Origin of the sequence: Bacteroides sp. AM37-9, from assembly GCF_003603455.1 — a bacterium.
Lineage (GTDB): Bacteria > Bacteroidota > Bacteroidia > Bacteroidales > Bacteroidaceae > Bacteroides > Bacteroides xylanisolvens.
Genome location: NZ_QTNF01000029.1, coordinates 59,046 through 79,607 on the forward strand (window position 1 = coordinate 59,046; position 20,562 = coordinate 79,607).

At 39.8% G+C, this 20,562-nt stretch carries 13 protein-coding genes; 12 read left to right on the forward strand and 1 reads right to left on the reverse strand.

Features of this window, described 5'->3' with window-relative positions:
- Nucleotides 1–27 precede the first annotated feature (27 nt).
- Complete coding sequence (locus DW862_RS18390) at nucleotides 28–1,092, forward strand: hypothetical protein (RefSeq protein WP_049702894.1); 1,065 nt, start codon at nucleotides 28–30, stop codon at nucleotides 1,090–1,092.
- 124 nt (nucleotides 1,093–1,216) lie between these two features.
- Here the strand turns inward: DW862_RS18390 and DW862_RS18395 are convergent, their stop codons facing one another.
- Nucleotides 1,217–1,705, reverse strand: a complete 489-nt coding sequence (locus DW862_RS18395; protein WP_008775756.1) for a hypothetical protein — start codon at nucleotides 1,703–1,705, stop codon at nucleotides 1,217–1,219.
- Nucleotides 1,706–2,641: 936 nt separating this feature from the next.
- Between DW862_RS18395 and DW862_RS18400 the strand changes: the two genes are divergently transcribed.
- From DW862_RS18400 to DW862_RS18450, 11 genes are all read left to right on the forward strand, one after another.
- Nucleotides 2,642–5,611, forward strand: a complete 2,970-nt coding sequence (locus DW862_RS18400; protein WP_117808899.1) for a TonB-dependent receptor — start codon at nucleotides 2,642–2,644, stop codon at nucleotides 5,609–5,611.
- A gap of 20 nt (nucleotides 5,612–5,631) precedes the next feature.
- Nucleotides 5,632–7,215, forward strand: a complete 1,584-nt coding sequence (locus DW862_RS18405) for a RagB/SusD family nutrient uptake outer membrane protein (RefSeq protein WP_225449449.1) — start codon at nucleotides 5,632–5,634, stop codon at nucleotides 7,213–7,215.
- 37 nt (nucleotides 7,216–7,252) lie between these two features.
- Nucleotides 7,253–8,146: a Calx-beta domain-containing protein gene (locus DW862_RS18410; protein ID WP_118408582.1), complete on the forward strand. Its 894-nt coding sequence runs from the start codon at nucleotides 7,253–7,255 to the stop codon at nucleotides 8,144–8,146.
- A gap of 35 nt (nucleotides 8,147–8,181) precedes the next feature.
- The gene (locus DW862_RS18415; RefSeq protein ID WP_008640464.1) at nucleotides 8,182–8,670 is read left to right on the forward strand and encodes a TlpA disulfide reductase family protein; all 489 of its coding nucleotides are present in this window, start codon (nucleotides 8,182–8,184) and stop codon (nucleotides 8,668–8,670) included.
- A 33-nt stretch (nucleotides 8,671–8,703) separates the two neighbouring features.
- Nucleotides 8,704–10,308 (forward strand): DUF6029 family protein, encoded by a 1,605-nt coding sequence (locus DW862_RS18420; protein ID WP_118408584.1) that lies wholly within the window; start codon nucleotides 8,704–8,706, stop codon nucleotides 10,306–10,308.
- A gap of 35 nt (nucleotides 10,309–10,343) precedes the next feature.
- The gene (locus DW862_RS18425) at nucleotides 10,344–11,441 is read left to right on the forward strand and encodes an Omp28-related outer membrane protein (protein ID WP_118408586.1); all 1,098 of its coding nucleotides are present in this window, start codon (nucleotides 10,344–10,346) and stop codon (nucleotides 11,439–11,441) included.
- A gap of 5 nt (nucleotides 11,442–11,446) precedes the next feature.
- On the forward strand, nucleotides 11,447–12,565 hold the full coding sequence (locus DW862_RS18430; protein ID WP_118408588.1) for an Omp28-related outer membrane protein: 1,119 nt from the start codon (nucleotides 11,447–11,449) through the stop codon (nucleotides 12,563–12,565).
- 9 nt (nucleotides 12,566–12,574) lie between these two features.
- Nucleotides 12,575–13,630 carry an Omp28-related outer membrane protein gene (locus tag DW862_RS18435; protein ID WP_117808897.1) on the forward strand — a complete coding sequence of 352 codons (1,056 nt, stop codon included), beginning with the start codon at nucleotides 12,575–12,577 and terminating at the stop codon, nucleotides 13,628–13,630.
- 21 nt (nucleotides 13,631–13,651) lie between these two features.
- On the forward strand, nucleotides 13,652–15,877 hold the full coding sequence (locus tag DW862_RS18440; RefSeq protein ID WP_049702886.1) for a hypothetical protein: 2,226 nt from the start codon (nucleotides 13,652–13,654) through the stop codon (nucleotides 15,875–15,877).
- An 82-nt stretch (nucleotides 15,878–15,959) separates the two neighbouring features.
- Nucleotides 15,960–18,500 (forward strand): PL29 family lyase N-terminal domain-containing protein, encoded by a 2,541-nt coding sequence (locus DW862_RS18445; RefSeq protein WP_087323595.1) that lies wholly within the window; start codon nucleotides 15,960–15,962, stop codon nucleotides 18,498–18,500.
- A 35-nt stretch (nucleotides 18,501–18,535) separates the two neighbouring features.
- Nucleotides 18,536–20,380: a S41 family peptidase gene (locus DW862_RS18450; RefSeq protein WP_087323597.1), complete on the forward strand. Its 1,845-nt coding sequence runs from the start codon at nucleotides 18,536–18,538 to the stop codon at nucleotides 20,378–20,380.
- Nucleotides 20,381–20,562: the final 182 nt, after the last annotated feature.

A 20,562-nucleotide genomic window follows, 5' to 3' on the forward strand; every position in this document is an offset into this window, starting at 1 on the left:
CTATCGAATTGCAGGTCAAGATCTTAGATGTGTTGGAGTAGAGATTACCTTGGGGGACAAACAACTAAATCGATAAGCGATGCGAAGTGCAAAATATATATAAAAGGTATTGAAGCCGGAACTCTAACAGAGAACGACAATGGGAGTTACTCATTTGAGTATGAACCCAGGTGCAGAATCACACATATTCCTTCCGAAAGTTATACTATTGAAGATGAAGTAGACTATGCATCATTAATTGAATCTGTAAAAAATAGAATAGGGAGTATCCCAGCCATCGAAGTCTTTTTTTCTACAGAGTTTATTTATAAAGAAAAAGGTTCAGATATCAATCTATTTAGTACTATAAATTATGGAATAGATTCTATTCTCTCATTACTTATAGAGCTTGATAAAGAAATCGGTATAGAAGCATCTAAAACACGTAAAATACTTCAAGACAAGATAGCTAAATTAAAGTTTCATAGAATCCCCAAGGATGCATGGTTTATTGATGATTATGTTTTCTATAGGGAAGGTAATGTTTTCGAGAAGGGTGAAAGATTTGAAGTCATTACACCTATTACAACCGGAGTTAAGTATACTCATTTTTGTGAGTTACTTCATGTAGAAATCACAGATGACTTTATACAAGATACTTTTGAGGCATTTAAGCGAATGCATATTGTAAGTTTTTCTAAGCAAAAGAAAATTATGCCTACCTTGCTGACTTTGCATAAAGATGGTGTTTTGTCTATGGTTATGTTTGAATCCTCTATAAAAACGACCACATATAGAAAGATTAATGAGATTGCGTCAGACATAAAAGCAGGAGCTGATATTATTGCTGTTTTTCTTGTGGGAGAGATGATCTATTATAACAACCCTGAATTGCTGAATTTAGACTATAGGCATAGGGTGACAAATTCTCATTCTGAAATGCTGTCTTTCAATATGATAACCAAAGATAATTCTGCACAATATTTGATTAATAGTGAAACTATTATCGATAATTCAAAGGATTGTTTATTTCCCACTCTAATCAAGGTTAAAACAGATGAAAGTATTTCGTTTGTGTATCCAATTGTTGAAGCCTTTTCAATAGCTACTTAAAAGGGATGTCTGCTGTTTCGATACTTTTTTTTATTGCCATACTACTTTTGTTTTGATTATTAATGAAGTTTGGTGCAAAAGTAAAAGCAGGGTGTCTCATTTTATGTGACACCCTATAAAAGAATCACCTATTTTTCTCCTCCTTCATCATCTTCCTCCACCTCTGAAACGCCCTCATTAAACTTTCTTCTTCCACTAACCCTACCATATTATAATGTTCGACAAAAGTTTCCATTGATTTTTTGAACATGATGCCGTGGCAGTATTTATTTTCCAGTAGAAATTCATAAAGTTCGGCCCTCATTTCTACTTCCATTGCTTTTTCAATGATAAGTGCACTGTTATGACCTATATAATTATATACATTTGGATTTTTGCCGTTTCTGGGATGGGGGAGGGTGAAGGTAATATTTCCGGTTTCGTGCCATGAGGCGTTGGGAGGGTGGGGAATGGATAGCTGGTGGAGAAAGTGGTAGATGGGCTGGGTGTCGAGAAGATGGATCGCGGAAAGTGAGGAAGAAGAGCGGTCTGGAGGTACGTCGAGGTGATTTTTGTAGCGCATGTACATGTAAGCCGCTAGATAGGGCTTGATCTGAAAAGTAACTGTAACCATTGTTTTTAGATTTGATTTGTAAAATATTTATCAGTGGAGTACCGTGTTTGATATTGGTATCCGTTTTCTTTTGTTGAAAATTTTACTTAAAAAGAAAGGCCGGGAGGACGCTTTTGTAATGCTTTGCTTTTCAGATAGTTACATAAGTGGGTTTTGGTTTTAAACCAACGGGTCGTTCCTTTTAAAGGAACGACCCGTTGCACACCGAGAAACACCTCGTTGGTTTTAATGCAACGAGGTGCTCCTTAAAATCAAGAGATAAAGCTAGAATAAATCTCTCGAAATTTTGAAATCATAAAATAACTTGTTTGTTTTTGATGTAAATAAATAGTACTATTGTATATTTACTTGTTTTTATCTATATAAAGAAATATACAGAGTGTCATATATGAAGAAATTTTAGATGAAGTCTATTTAACATAGTTTAAATGAGCCTCTTTTATATTTCTGATTTTATTTTATGTTTGAGGGAGATTTAAAATATAATTATAATGTAACTGAAAAGTAGAATAGGAAGGAAATCCAAGTAAAATGGCTAATAATAGCTCCTTAAAACGAAAAAGCACTAAGTTCTATCAGAACTTAGTGCTTTTTCATATTCTATTCTTATTAAAATAAATATATAGTTCTTAAAATACAAATTATATCTCTTTTTCGGATTGTATTTATTAACAGTTCCGGTTTGGTATTATATAATGGAACAAAAGTATATATTCTTTTTGCAAAAAACAACGAAAAGACATATTTTTTTTATGGAATAGTCATCTAAATTGATTGAAAAAGTAAAATCAAGCAACATTTCTTTCCAGAATTACATATTTGATGTAAAAACACTACAAAAACAATGGATTATAATTAAGTTCTGATAGAACTTATCTAAGTGTAAAAAGTGAGTTTAAATGTTTTAGGGCTATTTAATAATTTAAAAAGAGATTTATGAAGAAAAAATTAGCGCTGCTATTTGGATACCTTTTTATAGGTATCGGGCTGATAACAGCTCAAACGCAGAAAGTCACGGGGACAGTGATTTCCGATGATGACAAACAACCTGTTGTAGGGGCTTCAATTGTCGTAAAAGGCACTAACTTAGGTACAATAACAGACATAGACGGGCATTTCACATTATTGGATGTACCACATTCAGCAAAAATATTACAAATCTCTTATATCGGTATGAAAACGGAGTCGGTTTCTGTTCAACCGACTGTTAGAGTTATCTTAAAGTCTGATACACAACTGATGGATGAAGTTGTTGTGGTAGGTTACGGATCAGCAAAGAAACTAGGGTCTGTAGTCGGTTCGGTAACAACGGTAAATAATAGCAAGATAGCCAATAGACCGGTTGCTAATGCCGGAGATGCATTACAAGGACAAGTTGCCGGTTTACAAGTATTTACTCCCAGTGGAGAACCAAGTGGAAGTGTTGTAATGCGATTGCGTGGAGTCAGCTCGATCAATTCAAATACAGAACCTCTCTTTATTCTCGACGGTTCACCTATATCATCCGGAGCATTTACAGCATTAAATCCGAACGACATCGAAAGCATGACCGTATTGAAAGATGCTTCCTCAACAGCTATATATGGTTCTCGTGCTGCTAACGGGGTAGTAATAATGACTAGCAAGAAAGGAAAAATGGGACAGAAAGCCCGTGTTAGTATCAATGCGCAATATGGCTGGTCGAGAATGACTGGGGATAACATAGAGATGATGAATACCGAACAATGGCTTAACCTGCAGGAAATGCTGGACCCGGGAAAAGCATACGATACTACATTTCAAAAACGGAAAAAGTTCTATATAGATAATGGTATATCTACAGATTGGGCGGATGTCTTCTTCGGAGATGCAGCTCCTACACAACAATATGATGTAAATGTGGTCGGTGGTTCCGAAGGTATCAACTATTATATTTCATTTGGACATTATGATACAGAGGGAATTATGGATGATTCTTCATTGCGCCGTGAGACTTTGCGCAGTAATGTGGAAGTAAAGGTGACCGACTGGCTGAAAGCCGGGATTAACGTGAACCTTTCCTATCAGAAATATAACACGACAACTTTCGGAACGGAAGCTAATAGCGTTTATAATAAAGCGTATGCTGCCCGTATTTATCGTCCTGACCAAACAATAAACGAAATATTGACAGACGAAGAAGGTAACTTTACAGGATATGGAAAACGATTGGACTATTTTGACGATATGGGATATTATAATCCGTATTACTTGGCAGAACTTCAACCGAATGACCGGAGTACGGTACGTATCAATGGCAATACCTTCTTTAATATAAACCCAATAAAAGGATTGAATATACGTACCTCGCAGGCAGTAGATGCCTTTGATTATCGTAACTCCCATAAAGCCTATCCGGAAGGCCCCTTTGAAGGGGCAGGGGTGGCGTCCGAGTCTTTCGAACGTTATTATTCATTTACTTTCACCAATACAGCGGAATATAAGTTCAGTCTGTCAGACAAGCATCTTTTTACCGTGTTGGCCGGACAGGAGTCCATTATCACAAAGAATGAGAATTTCTCGGCAACTTCTAAAAAAATGGTAGATTCACGAATGATGCTGATGGCAGCTGGAGCAGAGTCAGAAGTGCCGATACATTCGATGTATGACAAGGTTTTCAATTCTTATTTCGGCACAATCAGTTATAGTTTCGCTGATCGCTATTATGTCGATTTGGCAGCACGGCGGGACGGTTCTTCTCTGTTTGCCAAAAACAACCAGTGGGCAAACTTTTATTCTTTGGGAGCCATGTGGGATATGAGAAAAGAGAATTTCCTGCAGAACGTTTCATGGTTGAACAGTTTACAGTTGAAAGTGAGCTATGGAACAACTGGTAATTCCGGTATCAGTGCCTATAATGCGTTGGCATTGGTCGGCTCCGGTTTGCTGTATAACGGACAACCGGGTATTGCTCCTTCTACCGTCGGAAATGATAACCTGACATGGGAAAGCATGAAAACACTGAATGTAGGCATCAGTACAAGAGTGTTTGACCGCTTTTCTGTAGAACTGGAATTTTATAACCGTCAGACGGACGATATGTTGATGGGTTATCCATTGTCATACACTACCGGACATGGTAGTAGTGTGGAAAATGTAGCAAGTATGCGTAATCGTGGTTTCGATATTACTCTGGGAGTGGATATTCTGAAAACGAGAGATTTCTCATGGAGTGTCTCCGGAAACCTGAATTATAATAAGAATGAAATAACTAAACTGTTTAACGGATTGGATGAATATACTTTGCCTGATACCGGTTTGAAGATGAAGGTCGGCAAACCTTGGGGAGAATATTACTATGTGAAATGGGCAGGAGTCGATCCGCGTGACGGATATAATATGTGGTACGACAAAAATGGCAATCTGACGAAGAGTTACTCCGAAGAAGATGCAGTTTTTGTCGGCAAACAACGCTATGCACCATGGTCCGGTGGCTTTGGCACCCAGTTCGGATGGAAAGGGATTTCTGTTAGTGCCGACTTCTCTTTTATGCTAGGCCAGTATATGTTGAATAATGAGCGCTTTTTTACAGAGAATCCCACTTTTGCAGGTTCGGACAATCAAACTGTAGAAATGCTTACCATGTGGCAGAAGCCGGGAGATATAACCAGAATTGCCACTCCCGACTCCCCGATGCAGTTTGATACGCATTTACTGGAAAATGCTTCATTTATGCGTATGAAAAACCTGACTGTCGGGTACACCCTTCCGGCCAAACTGATTCAGAAAACAGGAGTAATCAGTAACGCCAGAATCTACTTTGTAGGACGTAATTTACTCACAGTGACTAAATATAAAGGATATGACCCGGAAGTAGACAGTAATATCCAATTGGGTAACTATCCCAATACGAAACAATATTCTTTCGGAGTCGAACTAACTTTCTAAAAACATAAAGAATGGTGAATATGAAGAAAATATCTATGATAGCATTGACTATACTGACACTTGGGGTGACTTCTTGTGATATGGATAAAATGCCATACGATGCTGTTCCTACAGAAGAAGCGTTAACGACCATAGTCGGTTTTGAAGAAGCACGTGCCGGTATCTATTCCGTATATTTAGGACTGACAGGAGGAAGCTATGTATTAGCTCCGGAAGTTCAGGCAGATGCCTTTAATGCAGTGGCGGATTTCTCTAATAAATATGGTGAGTTGCACCGTTGGACTTTCGAGAGCACCAACTCTACCGTAGAAACAATCTGGTCGAACTACTATGCCGCTATCGGACGTGTCAACTTCTTTATTGACGGGGTAGGTAAGATCGATGAGAATCCGGAAATCGAATTGACTGAAACCCAGAGACAACAGATTAATGTGTATGAGGGGGAAGCGTATTTTACAAGAGCATACTGCTACTTTTATCTAGCTACTTTATTTTGCCGCGATTACGATGTAGCTACCGCAGCAAGTACTCCGGGACTGCCGCTTCAGGTAAAATATGAGCCTAAACTTTCTGCTACCCAATATCCGGGACGATCTTCATTGGAAGATACTTACAAACAGATATTGGAGGACCTCGAAGAAGCCGAAGAACGTATAGAGACTGCAAAAAATGGCATTGCTGATTATGACAGGTATATTAATGGTGCATACGTGACAGTCAACACGGCTCCCAAGAATTGTGGGAATTATATCACGGTAGATGTAGTGACTGCCTTGAAAGCGCGTGTTGCCCTGCAAATGGACGACTATGAAAATGCAGCCAAATATGCAGGTGACCTGGTTAATTCGAACAGATATCCATTATCGAACACAGCAACAGATTTTGAAAGCGTATGGAAGAATGACAAGGGAACGGAAACCATCTGGCAGATTGCCATGACTAGTGCCGACGATGCCGGTGTACCTCTGGGGACTATTTTTATCGGTTATCCGACTACAAAGAAGGATTATATTCCTACACAAACACTGATTGACTTATACAATGAAAAAGATATCCGGTTAAAGTCTTATTTCGGAAAATATCACTTAACCGTATCATCTGGTAATGCGGCAGACATCTATTTCTTTAATAAATATCCGGGCAATGAATATTACAATGCATTAGGAAGCGAAACACGCTATTTGAATCAGCCGAAACCATTCCGAATTGCTGAAATGTATCTGATTGCCACTGAAGCTAATGCTAAGATTGGAACGGCAGCTGCTGTGAAAAAGGGTAATGACGCTTTGAATGCATTAAAAAAAGCGCGAATCGAGGGATGGACTGATGCAACCTACGATCAGGAAGCTTTATTAAATGAAATCATGAACGAACGGGAACGGGAGCTTGTAGGTGAGGGATACCGGTTGATGGACCTGAAACGTTGGGGGAAAGGTGTGAAGCGTGGAAAACCGCAAAGCAAAGGACTGGTGCTTTTCCCGGGACAAGCAAGTACTGACGGACTGGATAAACCTGTGGATGACCAGCGGATGCTTTGGCCTATTCCTAAAACAGAAATGGATGCCAACCCTCAATTGGCAGGTCAGCAGAATCCGGGATATTAATCAATGAATAACGTAAATTATCAAACACTTGAGTAAAATGAACTATCTGAAAATATACACCCTTCTTCTATGTGCCGTTCTGATCGCCGCCTGTTCGGACGATGAGGAACAGTTTAATTCCGGAGCGGCTACGGTAAACTTGCAGGAAACTGCAATGACGGTGAAAGAATCTGCCGGTTTGTGTACTGTGCCTGTTGTTGTGACGGGCGAACATACCGGAACTATTCGTGTGACGTTCGAATTAAAAGATCATAACGCCAAAGAAGATGAAAACTATATTGTCACAACCAAAACGTTACTTATTCCTGCCGGGCAGGAAACAATGAATTTTGAGTTTAAGACCGTTGATGACAAGCTTGTTAATGACGACCGTTCTTTTGATGTTGAAATTGCCGATGTGAAAGGGGCGTCTATTGGTGAGAACAAGCGACTGACGGTGACTATCAAAGACAATGATTCCAGTTTTTATGAAACGCTTTCAGGAACTTGGATATTTACCGGAACGGCTTCTGCCACCAATGTTTCCAATGTGCAAGTGGGATTCTCCGTAAGAGTAAATACAGCGGAAGAAGGCACGGAGGCATACGAGCACTATCTGGTCTGTTCGAATAAGAATGGATTTGATCCGGATAATGATATTGAATGGGAATTTAGTTGGCGGTTGCATTATGAATATGATTCGGAGGCGCAGAAAACCTACCTGTCCATTGTGCCGGGTGAAGATGTCGCTTCTTATGGCCCGTATACTATTCGTTTCAAGAGACTAGCTTTGGACGGAAGTACTTCTGACGTATATCGTGGAGAATATGATGTTGAAACTAAAACTGTCACTTTCGAGAATGCCAATTTGATAGGCGATATGTATAAGGACGGCTTGATACAAATACAGAAATTCAGGCTATTTGGCTGTAAGATGGAACACATCAGATAAAACAAGATTATTAACATAACAAATAAAAAGAACTTATGAGAGCATTAATTGTCTGCATTACGCTGTTGTTCGCTTTTCTAACTTGTACCATGGCACAAATACCATCAGTCAAGGTTGAAAATGCGAAAGGAGCACAGGTAAATACCTCCTCCCTGGTTAATCACAAAACACCTATGATTATTTCTTTTTGGGCAACAACCTGTAAACCTTGTATTCGTGAATTGGACGCTATAAATGAACAATTGCCCGATTGGTTGGAAGAAGCCAAATTCCGTGTTGTAGCTGTTTCGACAGATGACAGCCGTTCTACTGCTAAAGCGCGTGCATTGGCAGAGGGACATGGATGGGATGATTTTATCATGTTGTATGATAAAAATCAGGAATTCATGCGAGCTATGAATGTGAGCCTGACTCCACAGGTATATGTAGTGGATGCCGATGGGAAGATTGTCTATTCACACACCGGGTACGCGCCGGGAAGTGAGCTGGAACTACTGAAAGCGATAAAAAAACTACAGAAATAGAAACTGTTATTATTCATAGATAAACGCAATGACATGACTAGAATAAGAATTCAGGTGTTGGCTTTAGTAGCGTTAGCGTCTACTCTAACCTATGCGCAGCAAGATAACAAAAAAGGTTATCTGACAGGGAGCTTTGAAACGAATACGATTTACTACAAGGATGATAGTAAGACAAAAGCAGAATCTCCGGAAGATCATTTCGGTTCGAACAATTATCTGAAACTGGATTACTATCAAGGTAAGTTTGCCGTAGGTGTACAGTTGGAAGCCTATGAACCGGTACTGGTGGGATACCCGACAGAATTGGAGAAAGCAAAACTAACCAACTATTACGTATCTTGGGCCGACAAGGATTTTTCCGTAACAGCGGGTACATTTTATGAGCAGTTTGGGAGTGGACTGCTATTCCGTAGTTGGGAGGACCGTATGCTTGGTTTGAATAATGCGGTGATGGGAGCACGTTTTACTTACAATTACAAGAATATTGTAAGGTTGAAGGCCATTTGGGGAACTCCACGTTTTGGCATGGACTTTTCCGATACACAAGTACGTGGCGTAGATGTAAGTTTCTCCTTATCTGAAATGCTTAGTTGGCAAAATACATCCTTGAGTATCGAAGGAGGGGCATTGAACCGGTATGAGAAAATCAATATCGACCTCGAAGAAGAAGGGGGAAAACCTTATTCGAATGGCTTCTCGGGACGGGTAAATTTTGAACGCTCCGGATTTACAGCGAAAGGTGAATATGTGGATGGTGGCAATAAATATTATAATTTCATTCATGATGACAAACTTTATGCGAGGAAACGTGCCAATGCGCAATTGCTGGAGTTGGGATATAGCGGCAATGGGTTGGGAGTAAATCTGACCGGGCGCCGTTTGGAATGGATGAATAGTGAGATTATTGCCGGTAATGGTTCGACTTCGAATCTGTTGAATTATGTTCCGGCTATGAGTACGCAATATACCTATATGCTGACCAACTTGCATCCTCATACTCCACAAATAGGAGATGTGACAAATGCAGTTAGCGGTGAGATGGGCGGACAATTGGATATCTTTTATCATTTCAAAAGAGGAACGGTCATTGGAGGTAAACGTGGTTTGAAATTACACGCTAACTTTTCTACCTATTATGCTTTAGAAAAAGAAGGAACAGCCCAGATAGGTAACTTGGCATTTCGTGACTTTAGTGTTGATGTGGAAAAGCAATGGACAAAGTCATTCAAAATGAACTTGCTTTATTCCATGCAAGAATATAGCCCTTCGTACGGAGCGAATAAAACGACTAATCTGTCGAATATTTTTGTAGCAGATTTACAATATAAGTTCACACCTTCTTTTTCAACTCGCATGGAGTTGCAATATCTAACTACAAAAGAAGATCAGAAGGACTGGATGGCAGCTCTGTTGGAGATAAATTTTGCTCCGGCATGGAGCATTTACGGAAGTGATATGTATAATCACGGCAAGGATAAAATCCATTATTACAATGTGGGAGCCAGTTATGCCAAGTCACGTACACGTATAGCCTTGAGTTATGGTCGTAACAAGGAAGGATACGTCTGCTCTGGTGGAGTTTGTCGGACGATTCCTAAATATACAGGTGCTAATCTGACTATAACTACTTCATTTTGAGTTCATCGAAACATTTATTAATTAGAATATAGAATATGAGAAAATTTACAATGTTTTTTATGTCAAGTCTGATATGCTTGTGCGGATGTTTTACAGCGTGCAGCGGCAATTCTGACGACAATGGTGAAGAGCCGGATAACGGCGAAGTGACAGGACCTATTACTTTGACTGTGGATAAAGCCAAGATTGAAGCCAATGGAACAGATATGGCGACTTTTACGGTGACTGATGCCAATGGAAAAGTACTGACGACTTCCGAATATATGAAGAATGTATATTTTGAAGATGTAACTACCGGTGATTATTTGGAGAGACGGACCAATACGTTCTCGGCAGTAGAGAACGGGACACATAAGTTTAAGGCATATTACCTGGACTGGGAGTCGGATGAAGTTTCCGTAACCGCACAGAATCGTAAGAATTATGAACTTTTCTATCGTAAAGTAGGTGTCTTCAAAATGACGGGAACTTGGTGTACTTATTGTCCGGCCATGACTTCGGCATTGAAGAAAGTGGAAGAACTGATGCCGGGACGTATGGTAAAAATGGCTTTTCATTCTTCCAGCAGTTCCGCCACTGACCCGTTCCATTTGTCACAGACAAGCACAATCATGAGTCGTTTTGGAGCGTCCGGTTTTCCTACCTGTATCTATGACTTGAAAGTCATGTCGATAGACAGGAACGTGAGTGCTATTAAACAGACTTTACAAAGTCAAATCCGACAATATCCGGCAACCTGCGGAATTAAGGTAAATACATCTTATAATTCTTCTATGGGTGAGATTACGGTGAATGCCGCACTGAAGTCGAGCTTGGGGGGAGAATATGACCTTGTTTATGTCTTGGTGACTGATGGCTTAACAGCATCCGGAGGAAATGAGGCCTCGTATGATTATACAGTAAGAGCTATTTCCAACAATTACCTGTCGATGTCAACCGACGGACGGTTTACTGTGAGTGCAAACGAGGAGCACACTGCCGCAACTTTCAGCATCTCTAATGCAAAGAACCTGAATCCTGCCACATCGCGTGTAGTGGTTTATGCATTGCGTAAAGTGGATGACGCATATATGGTGGATAATATAACCGAATGTTCGATTAATGGTAGCATAGACTATCTCTATAATGATTAAGACTTATGAGGAAATTATACTTGACAATTCTACCAATTGTAATGATCCTTTGTTTAGCAATGCTGTCATCCTGTTCCGGCAATTCGGACGAAACGGAGAATGGAGGGACGGATGACGGCATTTTGCGTATTACAGCTGATAAGACGGCTATACAGGCAGATGGAGTAGAGAAAGTGACCTTCACGGTCAAACTGGGTACAAAAGATGTAAGTGAAGAAAGTACAATGAACCTGATTTTGGTAAAGGAATCGGGAGAGGAAAACCTGGATTATGGTGTTCGTGCTTTCAGCACTTCAGTGCCGGGTACGTATGTTTTTAAAGCCCGCTATTATGAAGGAAAAGCAATGGTCAGTGAAAATGAAGTGACCGTTCAGGTTGCTCCCGTATCAGGAGGAACCAGCTATTATCATAAATTACTGGGGATGCAGTTTACTTCTGTCGGGTGCCAGGCCTGTCCGGCGCTTAGCACTACATTGAAAGCAATTCAGACTGAACAACCGGGGCGATTGGCTATCGCTTCTTTCCACATGGATTTCGGAGGAATGACGGATCCCATGAGTACAGCAGCTACCAATAATTACCGGACTAATATTCTCGGTAATTTCTCGGGACTGCCCCGTTTCTTTTACAATCTGCGTAAGGGTACTAAAGAAATGATCAGTATCAAGAGCCAGATTGAAGAAGAGCTTCAGAAAGAATTAAGTAACTATCCGGCTTCTTGTGGGGTAGCTGTTGAGTCTGTGTATAATGCTTCTGACCGTACAGTGAAGATTACTGCCAAATTAACTTCCAACGTAACAAACACTTATCGTTGTTTGATTTATCTGGTAGAGGATGGAATCAAATACTTTCAAACGAATGGTGCGAATGATTATACACATAATAATGTGGTGCGTGCAGTGGTGTCCACATCGTTGAACGGCGACCGTTTCAATGGGGAAGTAAATGCGGGAGTAGAATCTACCATGCAACGATCTTATCAGTTGGAACCGGGATGGAATGTGGATAATATGCGTGTGATAGTGTCGATGCTGACAACTTTGGATGGAGGAAAGACTTATACGTGTAACAATGTAAATGAGTGTAAACTTGGAGAATCAGCAGATTACTTGTATAACGAATAAAGAAGAGTTATGTATATAAATGTCTATAAAATAATATTGCTGGTCTGTATGTGCTGTGTGGGAATATGCTGGATTTCCTGTTCAGGCAATTCCGATGATTCGGAGCAGACAGAAGTGATTTTGAGCGTCGATAAAAATACATTGACTGCGGACGGAAAGGATATTATAACCTTTACGGTAATGCATGCGGGAATAGATGTAACTGCTGATGCAATCATCCGTTCCGTGATGGACGGACAAACTTTGGATGGAAATACCTTTTCTACTTCTAAAGCCGGAACCTACGCTTTTGAAGCATCTTATGGTAACTATGTATCCAAGCTGGTAACGGTCGTTGCGAGTGCTGTACCAGGTACACCTTCCAAATTTGTAAAACGTATTTGTGCTATGGAGTTCACCGGAACTTGGTGCGCCATGTGTCCGGCAGGAATGACTCGCCTGAACTATCTGATAAATTCGAGTTATGAGGGAGTTGTTTATCTGATGTCATTTCATGTTGATGGGACAAGTGCCGATCCAATGACAATTGAACAGTCATCGATTCTTTCCAGGAAGTTTGCTATCTCCGGTTATCCTTCATGCGTGGTTGATATGCGTGGGACAATGGGACTATCTGAAAACTATAGTGTCATGCGGGCTATATTTAATGAGTCTTTGGAGGAGTATCCCGCATCATGTGGAGTGGCCATCCAGTCACAATATAACGGACAGGCTGATGTGACAGTGAGGATTACGTCAGAAAAAGACGCTGAATATCGTTTGATTTTATATGCGGTAGAAAACGGATTGAAGTACCAACAGAATGACGGGGGAATTTATCGTGATTACACACATAACCATGTGGTACGTAAATTACTGTCTGCTACCGTTGATGGCGATAAATTGGGATATATAGCGACCGGTAAGGAGTCGAGCAGGAGTTATACTGTTATAATGGAAGAAGAATGGAATGCGGAGAATCTTTCTTTTTATGCATTGGTTACTGATGAAAACGGATATGTAAATAATTTGGCTGTCTGCAAGGCAATTGATGGAGATGCCGATTATGAATATGTAAATGATTAATTACATTTATCACTTTTAATTATGAAGAAGAATTTATTTAGTTTATTACTCATGTTGGGATTTATCTTTGTGATAAGTTCTATGATCCTTTCGTGTTCGGATGGTGATGAACCGAGTGTAGAACCTGATGTACCTGTGAATCCGGATGTGCCGCTTCCTCCAAACCCTACACCTATCAAATGGGTTGAAAATGAAGTGGACGGCGGCGAACGAGGAGTAGGTATAAAAGTTACCAGTAACACTGAACATAATTTTGTATTTGAGTGTACTCCGGGTTCTAAAGTCCAATCTTATCGGTTGGATGTATATCCTTTATGCCGCATGTACAATTACCTGTTGGAAAGTGTAGGGGCAGGAGTACAGGCAACAGAGGAGGAAGTGGAAGATTTAATAATGGAGGCTATTTATAATTCTGAAGGTGCAGGTGCATATACGTTTAGTCGATCTACTTTAGGAGATAGTTATCCGAATGCAGAATTTGACTGGGTAAATTCCAAATATGCTCAATCGGAGATTGTACCGGGAGCGGAATACCTGATTATAACAGTCGGTTGTAATGATGAAGGCGGACAGAATCCGGCGGATATGAAAATCTGTTATCTAAAAACACCAGTTCAGAGTGTAATAGGCACTCCTCGTGTGGATATTGATGTTACTACAAGTTATCATGCAGTCGGTATCCAATACCTCCCCAATACGGATAGTAAATATTTTTATCAATTCTGTGGAGATTCAGAACCTATTGATGCATTTATAAATACGTATGGAAAGTCGATGTATATAGACTTTATGAGACACTGGATTCAAAAAGCGGAAGATGCACAGGTTCCTCAAGAGGAATTGTATTATACGGTAGATTTCGGTTATACGGCAGATGCAAAAAGAATGATAACCGCTACCAGCATCGGACTGGATGAGAACAAGACTCCGGGTGAGTATGTCCGTCAGGACTTTCATTTGAAAGAAATAGGCCCGAATGCAGAATTACCAGAGTGCAAACTGGAAATTAGCAGGATTGGTGCTTCCATGGTTGATATGAATGTGGAAATGGAAGATAATTGCGTAGCCATGTTTTATCGTATATTTAAGGCTTCGGAGTGGGCTCCTTATGAAAATGCAGATGAAGCAACCATGACTACTTTAGCACGGACTCTAGACCAGGAAGGATGGGGTGTGAAAAATACGAATTTTGCTCAAAAAGGTTCCTATAAAGGTACAGAATTCCAATTTGATTTGCTTCCTGATGCTCCTTATGTCGTGGCTTACATTGGGCGTAATGAGTATGGGCAGTTATCCAAAGAAGTAAAGCATGCTTCATTTTCTACCAAAGCGCGTATTACTGATACTCCGGATGCATCTGAAGCTGATATTGATATAACGATCACTGATCCGGGACGTACAAGTCTGAAACTGAATTATTCATATAATCAGAAAACAGCCGTATTCTATCATCAGTATATTATGACACCGGATTTACTGGAAGATGCTAATAAAGCGGAATTAATCAATTATTTATTGTCTGAAGACTCTAATGTATGGCCTGCTGATGCAACAGGAGGGGTGGAAAGTTTCACTTGGACAGGATTAGACCCGGCTACCGAATATATATTTGCATATATGGCTGAAGACTGGAATGGCGTATTGACGGATGTGAAGATTGTAAAAGCTACCACTGAAGCAATTGTGGCAGGTCCGAATCCGACGATACAACTGAATGCCTACATGAGTGATTTGGGTAACTTTACAGTTCAGTATTCTATTGTGAAGGATGTTGCCAAACTATATTATGCCATAACAGAAGATAACTATTCCGCAAGTGGTGATTATACTTACCAGGAATGTATGGATGTATGGAAAGAAGAGTGTCTAGATTATGGTATATCTGGTGTTAACTCAACTACTCAATCATATGATAAGACAAGTGAAGCCAAACGACTGGTTGCCCTATGTGTACCTATTGGTGCCGATGCTGATGGAAATGAAGTGATTGGCGATCTTTATACAGTATTCTATGATAAAGAGAAAGGTATCATTACTGATCCTTCCGTATTATTCCCGGATGCTCCGAAGTTGAAGGAGGGAATAAAGGGAACAGTGAAACCTCAAGTAGTGAAGAAAGATAACCGGATTCCTGCAAATACGATTATTAAGGAAAAAGTGGATAAGAGTACTCCTGGTGCGATGATGAGCGGAAGTACTATTTATCTTGATTTGAAAAAATTGGGTAAACATCCTCACGCCAAATAATATAGTATTGGCACAATTATTCCGCACGATAGCGTGAAAGTCTGTCGTGCGGTTTTCTCTAATCATCTAAATTATCATAGATATGAGAAGAAAATATTTTTTATGTAGTATGGGGAAATATGTATGTTTCCTGGCAGTATGTGTGGTAATGTTGTCGTCATGTTATAATGACGATGATTTAAAAAACTCAATTTCCGGTCTGGAAGACCGCATGGATAAGTTGGAAGCTTCGTTACAAAGTGTACAGACAGATATTTCCACATTGAAGACGCTGACTGATGCTTTATCTCAAAATAAATCAATCGCTTCTGTGTTGGAGAATGAAGACGGAAGTTATACAATTAAGTTTTCAGATAAGACGGAAGTAACTATTCGTAATGGTGAAAATGGGGAGGATGCTCCGCAAATAACCGTGATAAAGAACGAAGAGGATGGTATCTATTATTGGGGAATAACTAGTACAGACGGTAAAAAGACATTCTTGAAAGATGGAGAAGGAAAAATGATGCCTGTAACGGCTGCCGCTCCTAAGATTCGCATTAATACGAACACGAAAGAGTGGGAGATTTCTACGGATAGTGGAAAGACTTGGGAGTCTACTGGTGTTTACGCATCTGGTGAAGGAACAGGAGATACCTCTCTTTTTAGTGGAGTTAGTCAGGATGATGATTATGCGTATTTTACTCTGAAGGATGGCACAATATTAAAGTTGTCGAAATCTAAGGAATTGAAATGTGAGATATTATCAGGAAAACAATATTTTGCAAACGGCGAGGAGAAACTGATTTCAGTTGAAATGAGTGGTATTTCGAAGTATACCGTAACGAAGCCTGATGGTTGGAAAGTTTCACTGACAGGAAAGGGACTGACTATTACTGCTCCTGTGGCAGAGAATCAGTATGCAGAAACGGGGGGCAAAGTGGCAGTAATGGCTGTTGCGTCTAATGGGCAGAGCATAATCTCGGAGATTCCGGTGATAATAGGTGAGGCTCCTGTTACTATATCTGTTGAGGGCCAAACGGTTTCTACTACTTTAACGAGTGGTATAGAAATGTATTATTTGGGAGTGCTGGAAATTAATGAATATAGTGCAGAGGCTGTAGCTGAATTAGTGAATGGATATGTTGCCCGTATGTATATGAAGACAGAGGCTCTTGATAAAGTTCCATTGGCAGAACTGATAGGTAAGGATCCTGAAGCCGGAAAGACATATATGATTTGGGCAGTACCTCCATCTGAAGCTGGTAGTGAATATTTGCCTGATGACGTGATTGCCAGCGTGATTAAGACTGCTGCAACAGTAGAACTGAAGGTTTCGGATATAACGTTTGAAGGTGCAACGGTTTCTGCGATCAGAAAGGGTTGTGACGTTTATTATACAGGGATTTTAGATAAGCCGAATTATTCACCCGAAAGAGTTATTGAAGATCTGGCTTATGGGGGAGGAACCAAACAGTTTTCAGATTATACCGGGCCGTTGGAAGGTAAGGTGTTAGATTTTCTTCCGACAGTAATACCGGGAACAACGTATGTACTTTGGGCCATTCCTTATAAGGAGGAGAAGGGCTATAAGACAGAAGAACTGGTGGCGGTTGAAATTGCAGTTCCTGCCTTGACGTATGACGGGACAGCGGCGATAAATATTAGTAGTGTTGTTACTACGGTTTCAAGCATTAGTGCGACTATTACTCCCGGAACAGGTTGTTATAAGTTCTATTATTCTTATATGAAAGAACAGACTTTGGCCAATTATGCGACCGACAAGGACGTAATCTCTTACCTTATCAAAAGCGGGGATTCTTCCAAAGAGGCAAAAAACTTTGAAAGGATCTCTTTAGACCCGGGAACAAAAGGTTTTATTGTTGCGGTAGCTTTGAATGAAAAAGGTCAGCTCGGTTCGTTAGTGAAAATACAGGCTGACTCCAAAGAAATATCTTATAATCCTTCAATTTCGGTAGATGTGGCAATAGAGGCAAGTGTTCTATCTACAACTTTAACGTTGACACCAACCGGGAATCCGGTAAAATACCGTTATGTTCACATGAAATTGAAAGACTTCACAAATAGTTATCCGTATTGGGGAAATGAAGAAGCGGTCAAACAGGCTTTGGTGATGAATAGTGATGTAACTGAAATTGTTGCCGCTGAACTGAAGAATCATCAATTGACCATTGAGGATGTCGAGTTTAATACAGAATATATACTGTTCATGATAGCTATTGATGCTGATGGTAATCCTGCGTCAACCATAGCAAAGAAGGAGTATACTAGTGCAAAACCGACTTTTGTAAGGAAAGACAGAGATGCGGACTTATGGAATGCCAGTGTGCCGGAAGTGACGATTGACAAGATAGAAAAAGATAAGTTCTATACCGTTTCTTACACTGTGAAACCTAAGTCTGCTTGCAAAGTATTTTATGTATTTGCCGGGCCGGCAGATTATCTGACTGGTATGTATGATGAACAAATCAGGTATGTAATGAAAAACGGAGTAAAACAAACAACTACTTATTCGGGAAGTGCTTACGGAACATTACCTACTAATATCAATGTAACCTGGATGGATGAAGAAGGACGTTTTTATGAGGTTTCTAAAACCGTAGTAGAAGCTCCGGCACAATAATCTTTTTAATTTTTCTAATTTAATAATAATGATAGATGAAAAACTTATTTAATAGCTTTTATAGTATAGTATTGCTTGCCTTGTGTCTGATTACTTTCAGTAATTGTTCGGATAGCGACGACGGGGGAGATGTCGGTGATACTGATAATGGAATCACTGCGATTGGTACTGAAACGGAAAAGACGATTTCTATTTATGGAGAGACTGTTGAGATTTCGTTTACGGCTTCAGGAAAATGGACTCCTTCTTTACAATATTCTACAGGAACAGATTGGGCTGCTATAACTAATACCAGTGGTAACTCTGCTGCCGGTAAAGGGGGAGTAAAGGTGAAAATTAATAAAAACGAATCTGGAAAAGAGCGAGTATTGACTGTGGTTGTACAAGTGGAGGGATATAAAACTCCTGTTACAGTATGTACTATCACACAAGGAGGAGGATCCGGAGCGGCAGAAGATCTAGCTCTTAATGAGTATATGGATAAATATTTGAAGGAACATTATCTCTTTAAAGAAGAATATAATACACTAGATGTAGATTATGCATCGGTTTCTTATGATAATTTTCTGTCAACTTATCTTTTACCAATGAAAACCAATATAGAGGATGGCGGAACTTATCGTGCATTTTCAGTCAATGCAGGCAAGCGTTATATCTATTCTTATATTATGGAAACTGGTGCCAGTAGAACTCGTGCAAATACTCGTGCAACAAGTGTTGTAGGATCGGGGCTTGGAACGTTTTTCTCTTCTTACATGCCGGATAAAACTACTATTGGATTAGCCATTGGATATGTATATCTAGAATCTCCTGCTCAAAAAGCCGGATTGAGACGGGGTGACGTAATCGTTGCTGTAAATGGTACGACTTTGAATAAGAGTAATTACCAGCAATATATGAGCACTTTGTTTTATGCAGGTGGAGGTGAAACTTTTAAGATCGGCTATAGACGTAAAATCCTTGATGAAAGCCGGGGCGACTATGATTTGGTGGATGGTACTACTACATTAACCACTGGTAGTTACAATAATAGTCCTATCTTGAATTCAATGTTTATCAAAGACAAAAAAGAGAATAAATTCAATATCGGTTATTTAGTTTATCTAGGTTTTGATTTGAATTTTGCGGAAGACTTGAAATATGTAATTCAACAGTTCAAGGCAGAGGGCATCACAGATTTGATTTTGGATTTACGTTTTAACAATGGAGGTTCTGTTGAATTAGCTCGTTATTTAGCCGCTTCTATCGCTGGTACATCACATCGTTCGGATGTATTTATGAGAATGCAACGTAATTCCGGTGCAGATGAATATATCCGTTTTGGAGATGGTGATGATCTAAATCTTAAATCTGTAAGAATCATCTGTTCGGAAGAAACGGCTTCCGCCAGTGAATTGATAATTAGTGGATTAAGAGGCATAGATTTTCCTGTGAAATTATTTGGTAGCCGCACGGAAGGAAAGAACGTAGGAATGGAAGTGCAAGAATATAAATATGGAAATAAATATTATGAATTTGCTCCGATTACTTTCCGTTCTTTCAATGCAAAAGACTGGGGAGATTATGCTGACGGTATTGACCCGGATGTCATGTTGAATAATCAAAACTCAAGCTATGAAGATGATATTGATAATGTATTCCCTTATGCTTTCGGAGATTGGGACAATTTTGATTTTAATTATCCATTGTATTGGGCACTATGCGATGTTCAAGGGGTGGATCCGACTACAGGAGAACCGGTGAAACGTAGTGGAAGAACTGGTTTGACACGTTCTTCAAAAGATGAAATCATTAGAGTACCATCTGTACCTTTGAAACGCCCTGCGGGAACTTTTGGCTCGCTCATTTACAACAAGCCGGAAGTAGAAAACTTATATTAGTAAGACTAAATCTCTTGTGAAATAAATTTTCTCTTAAGTTAAAGGGGATGCTTCTCGATAAGGTGTTAGTGAGAGCATCCCCATTTTGCTTTAATACTATAAAATCACATGTAATAATTATGACATATTATGGCACAGTTGCAAATATCCGTGGCTTATTTTTGTAGTATAGGTCTATATTT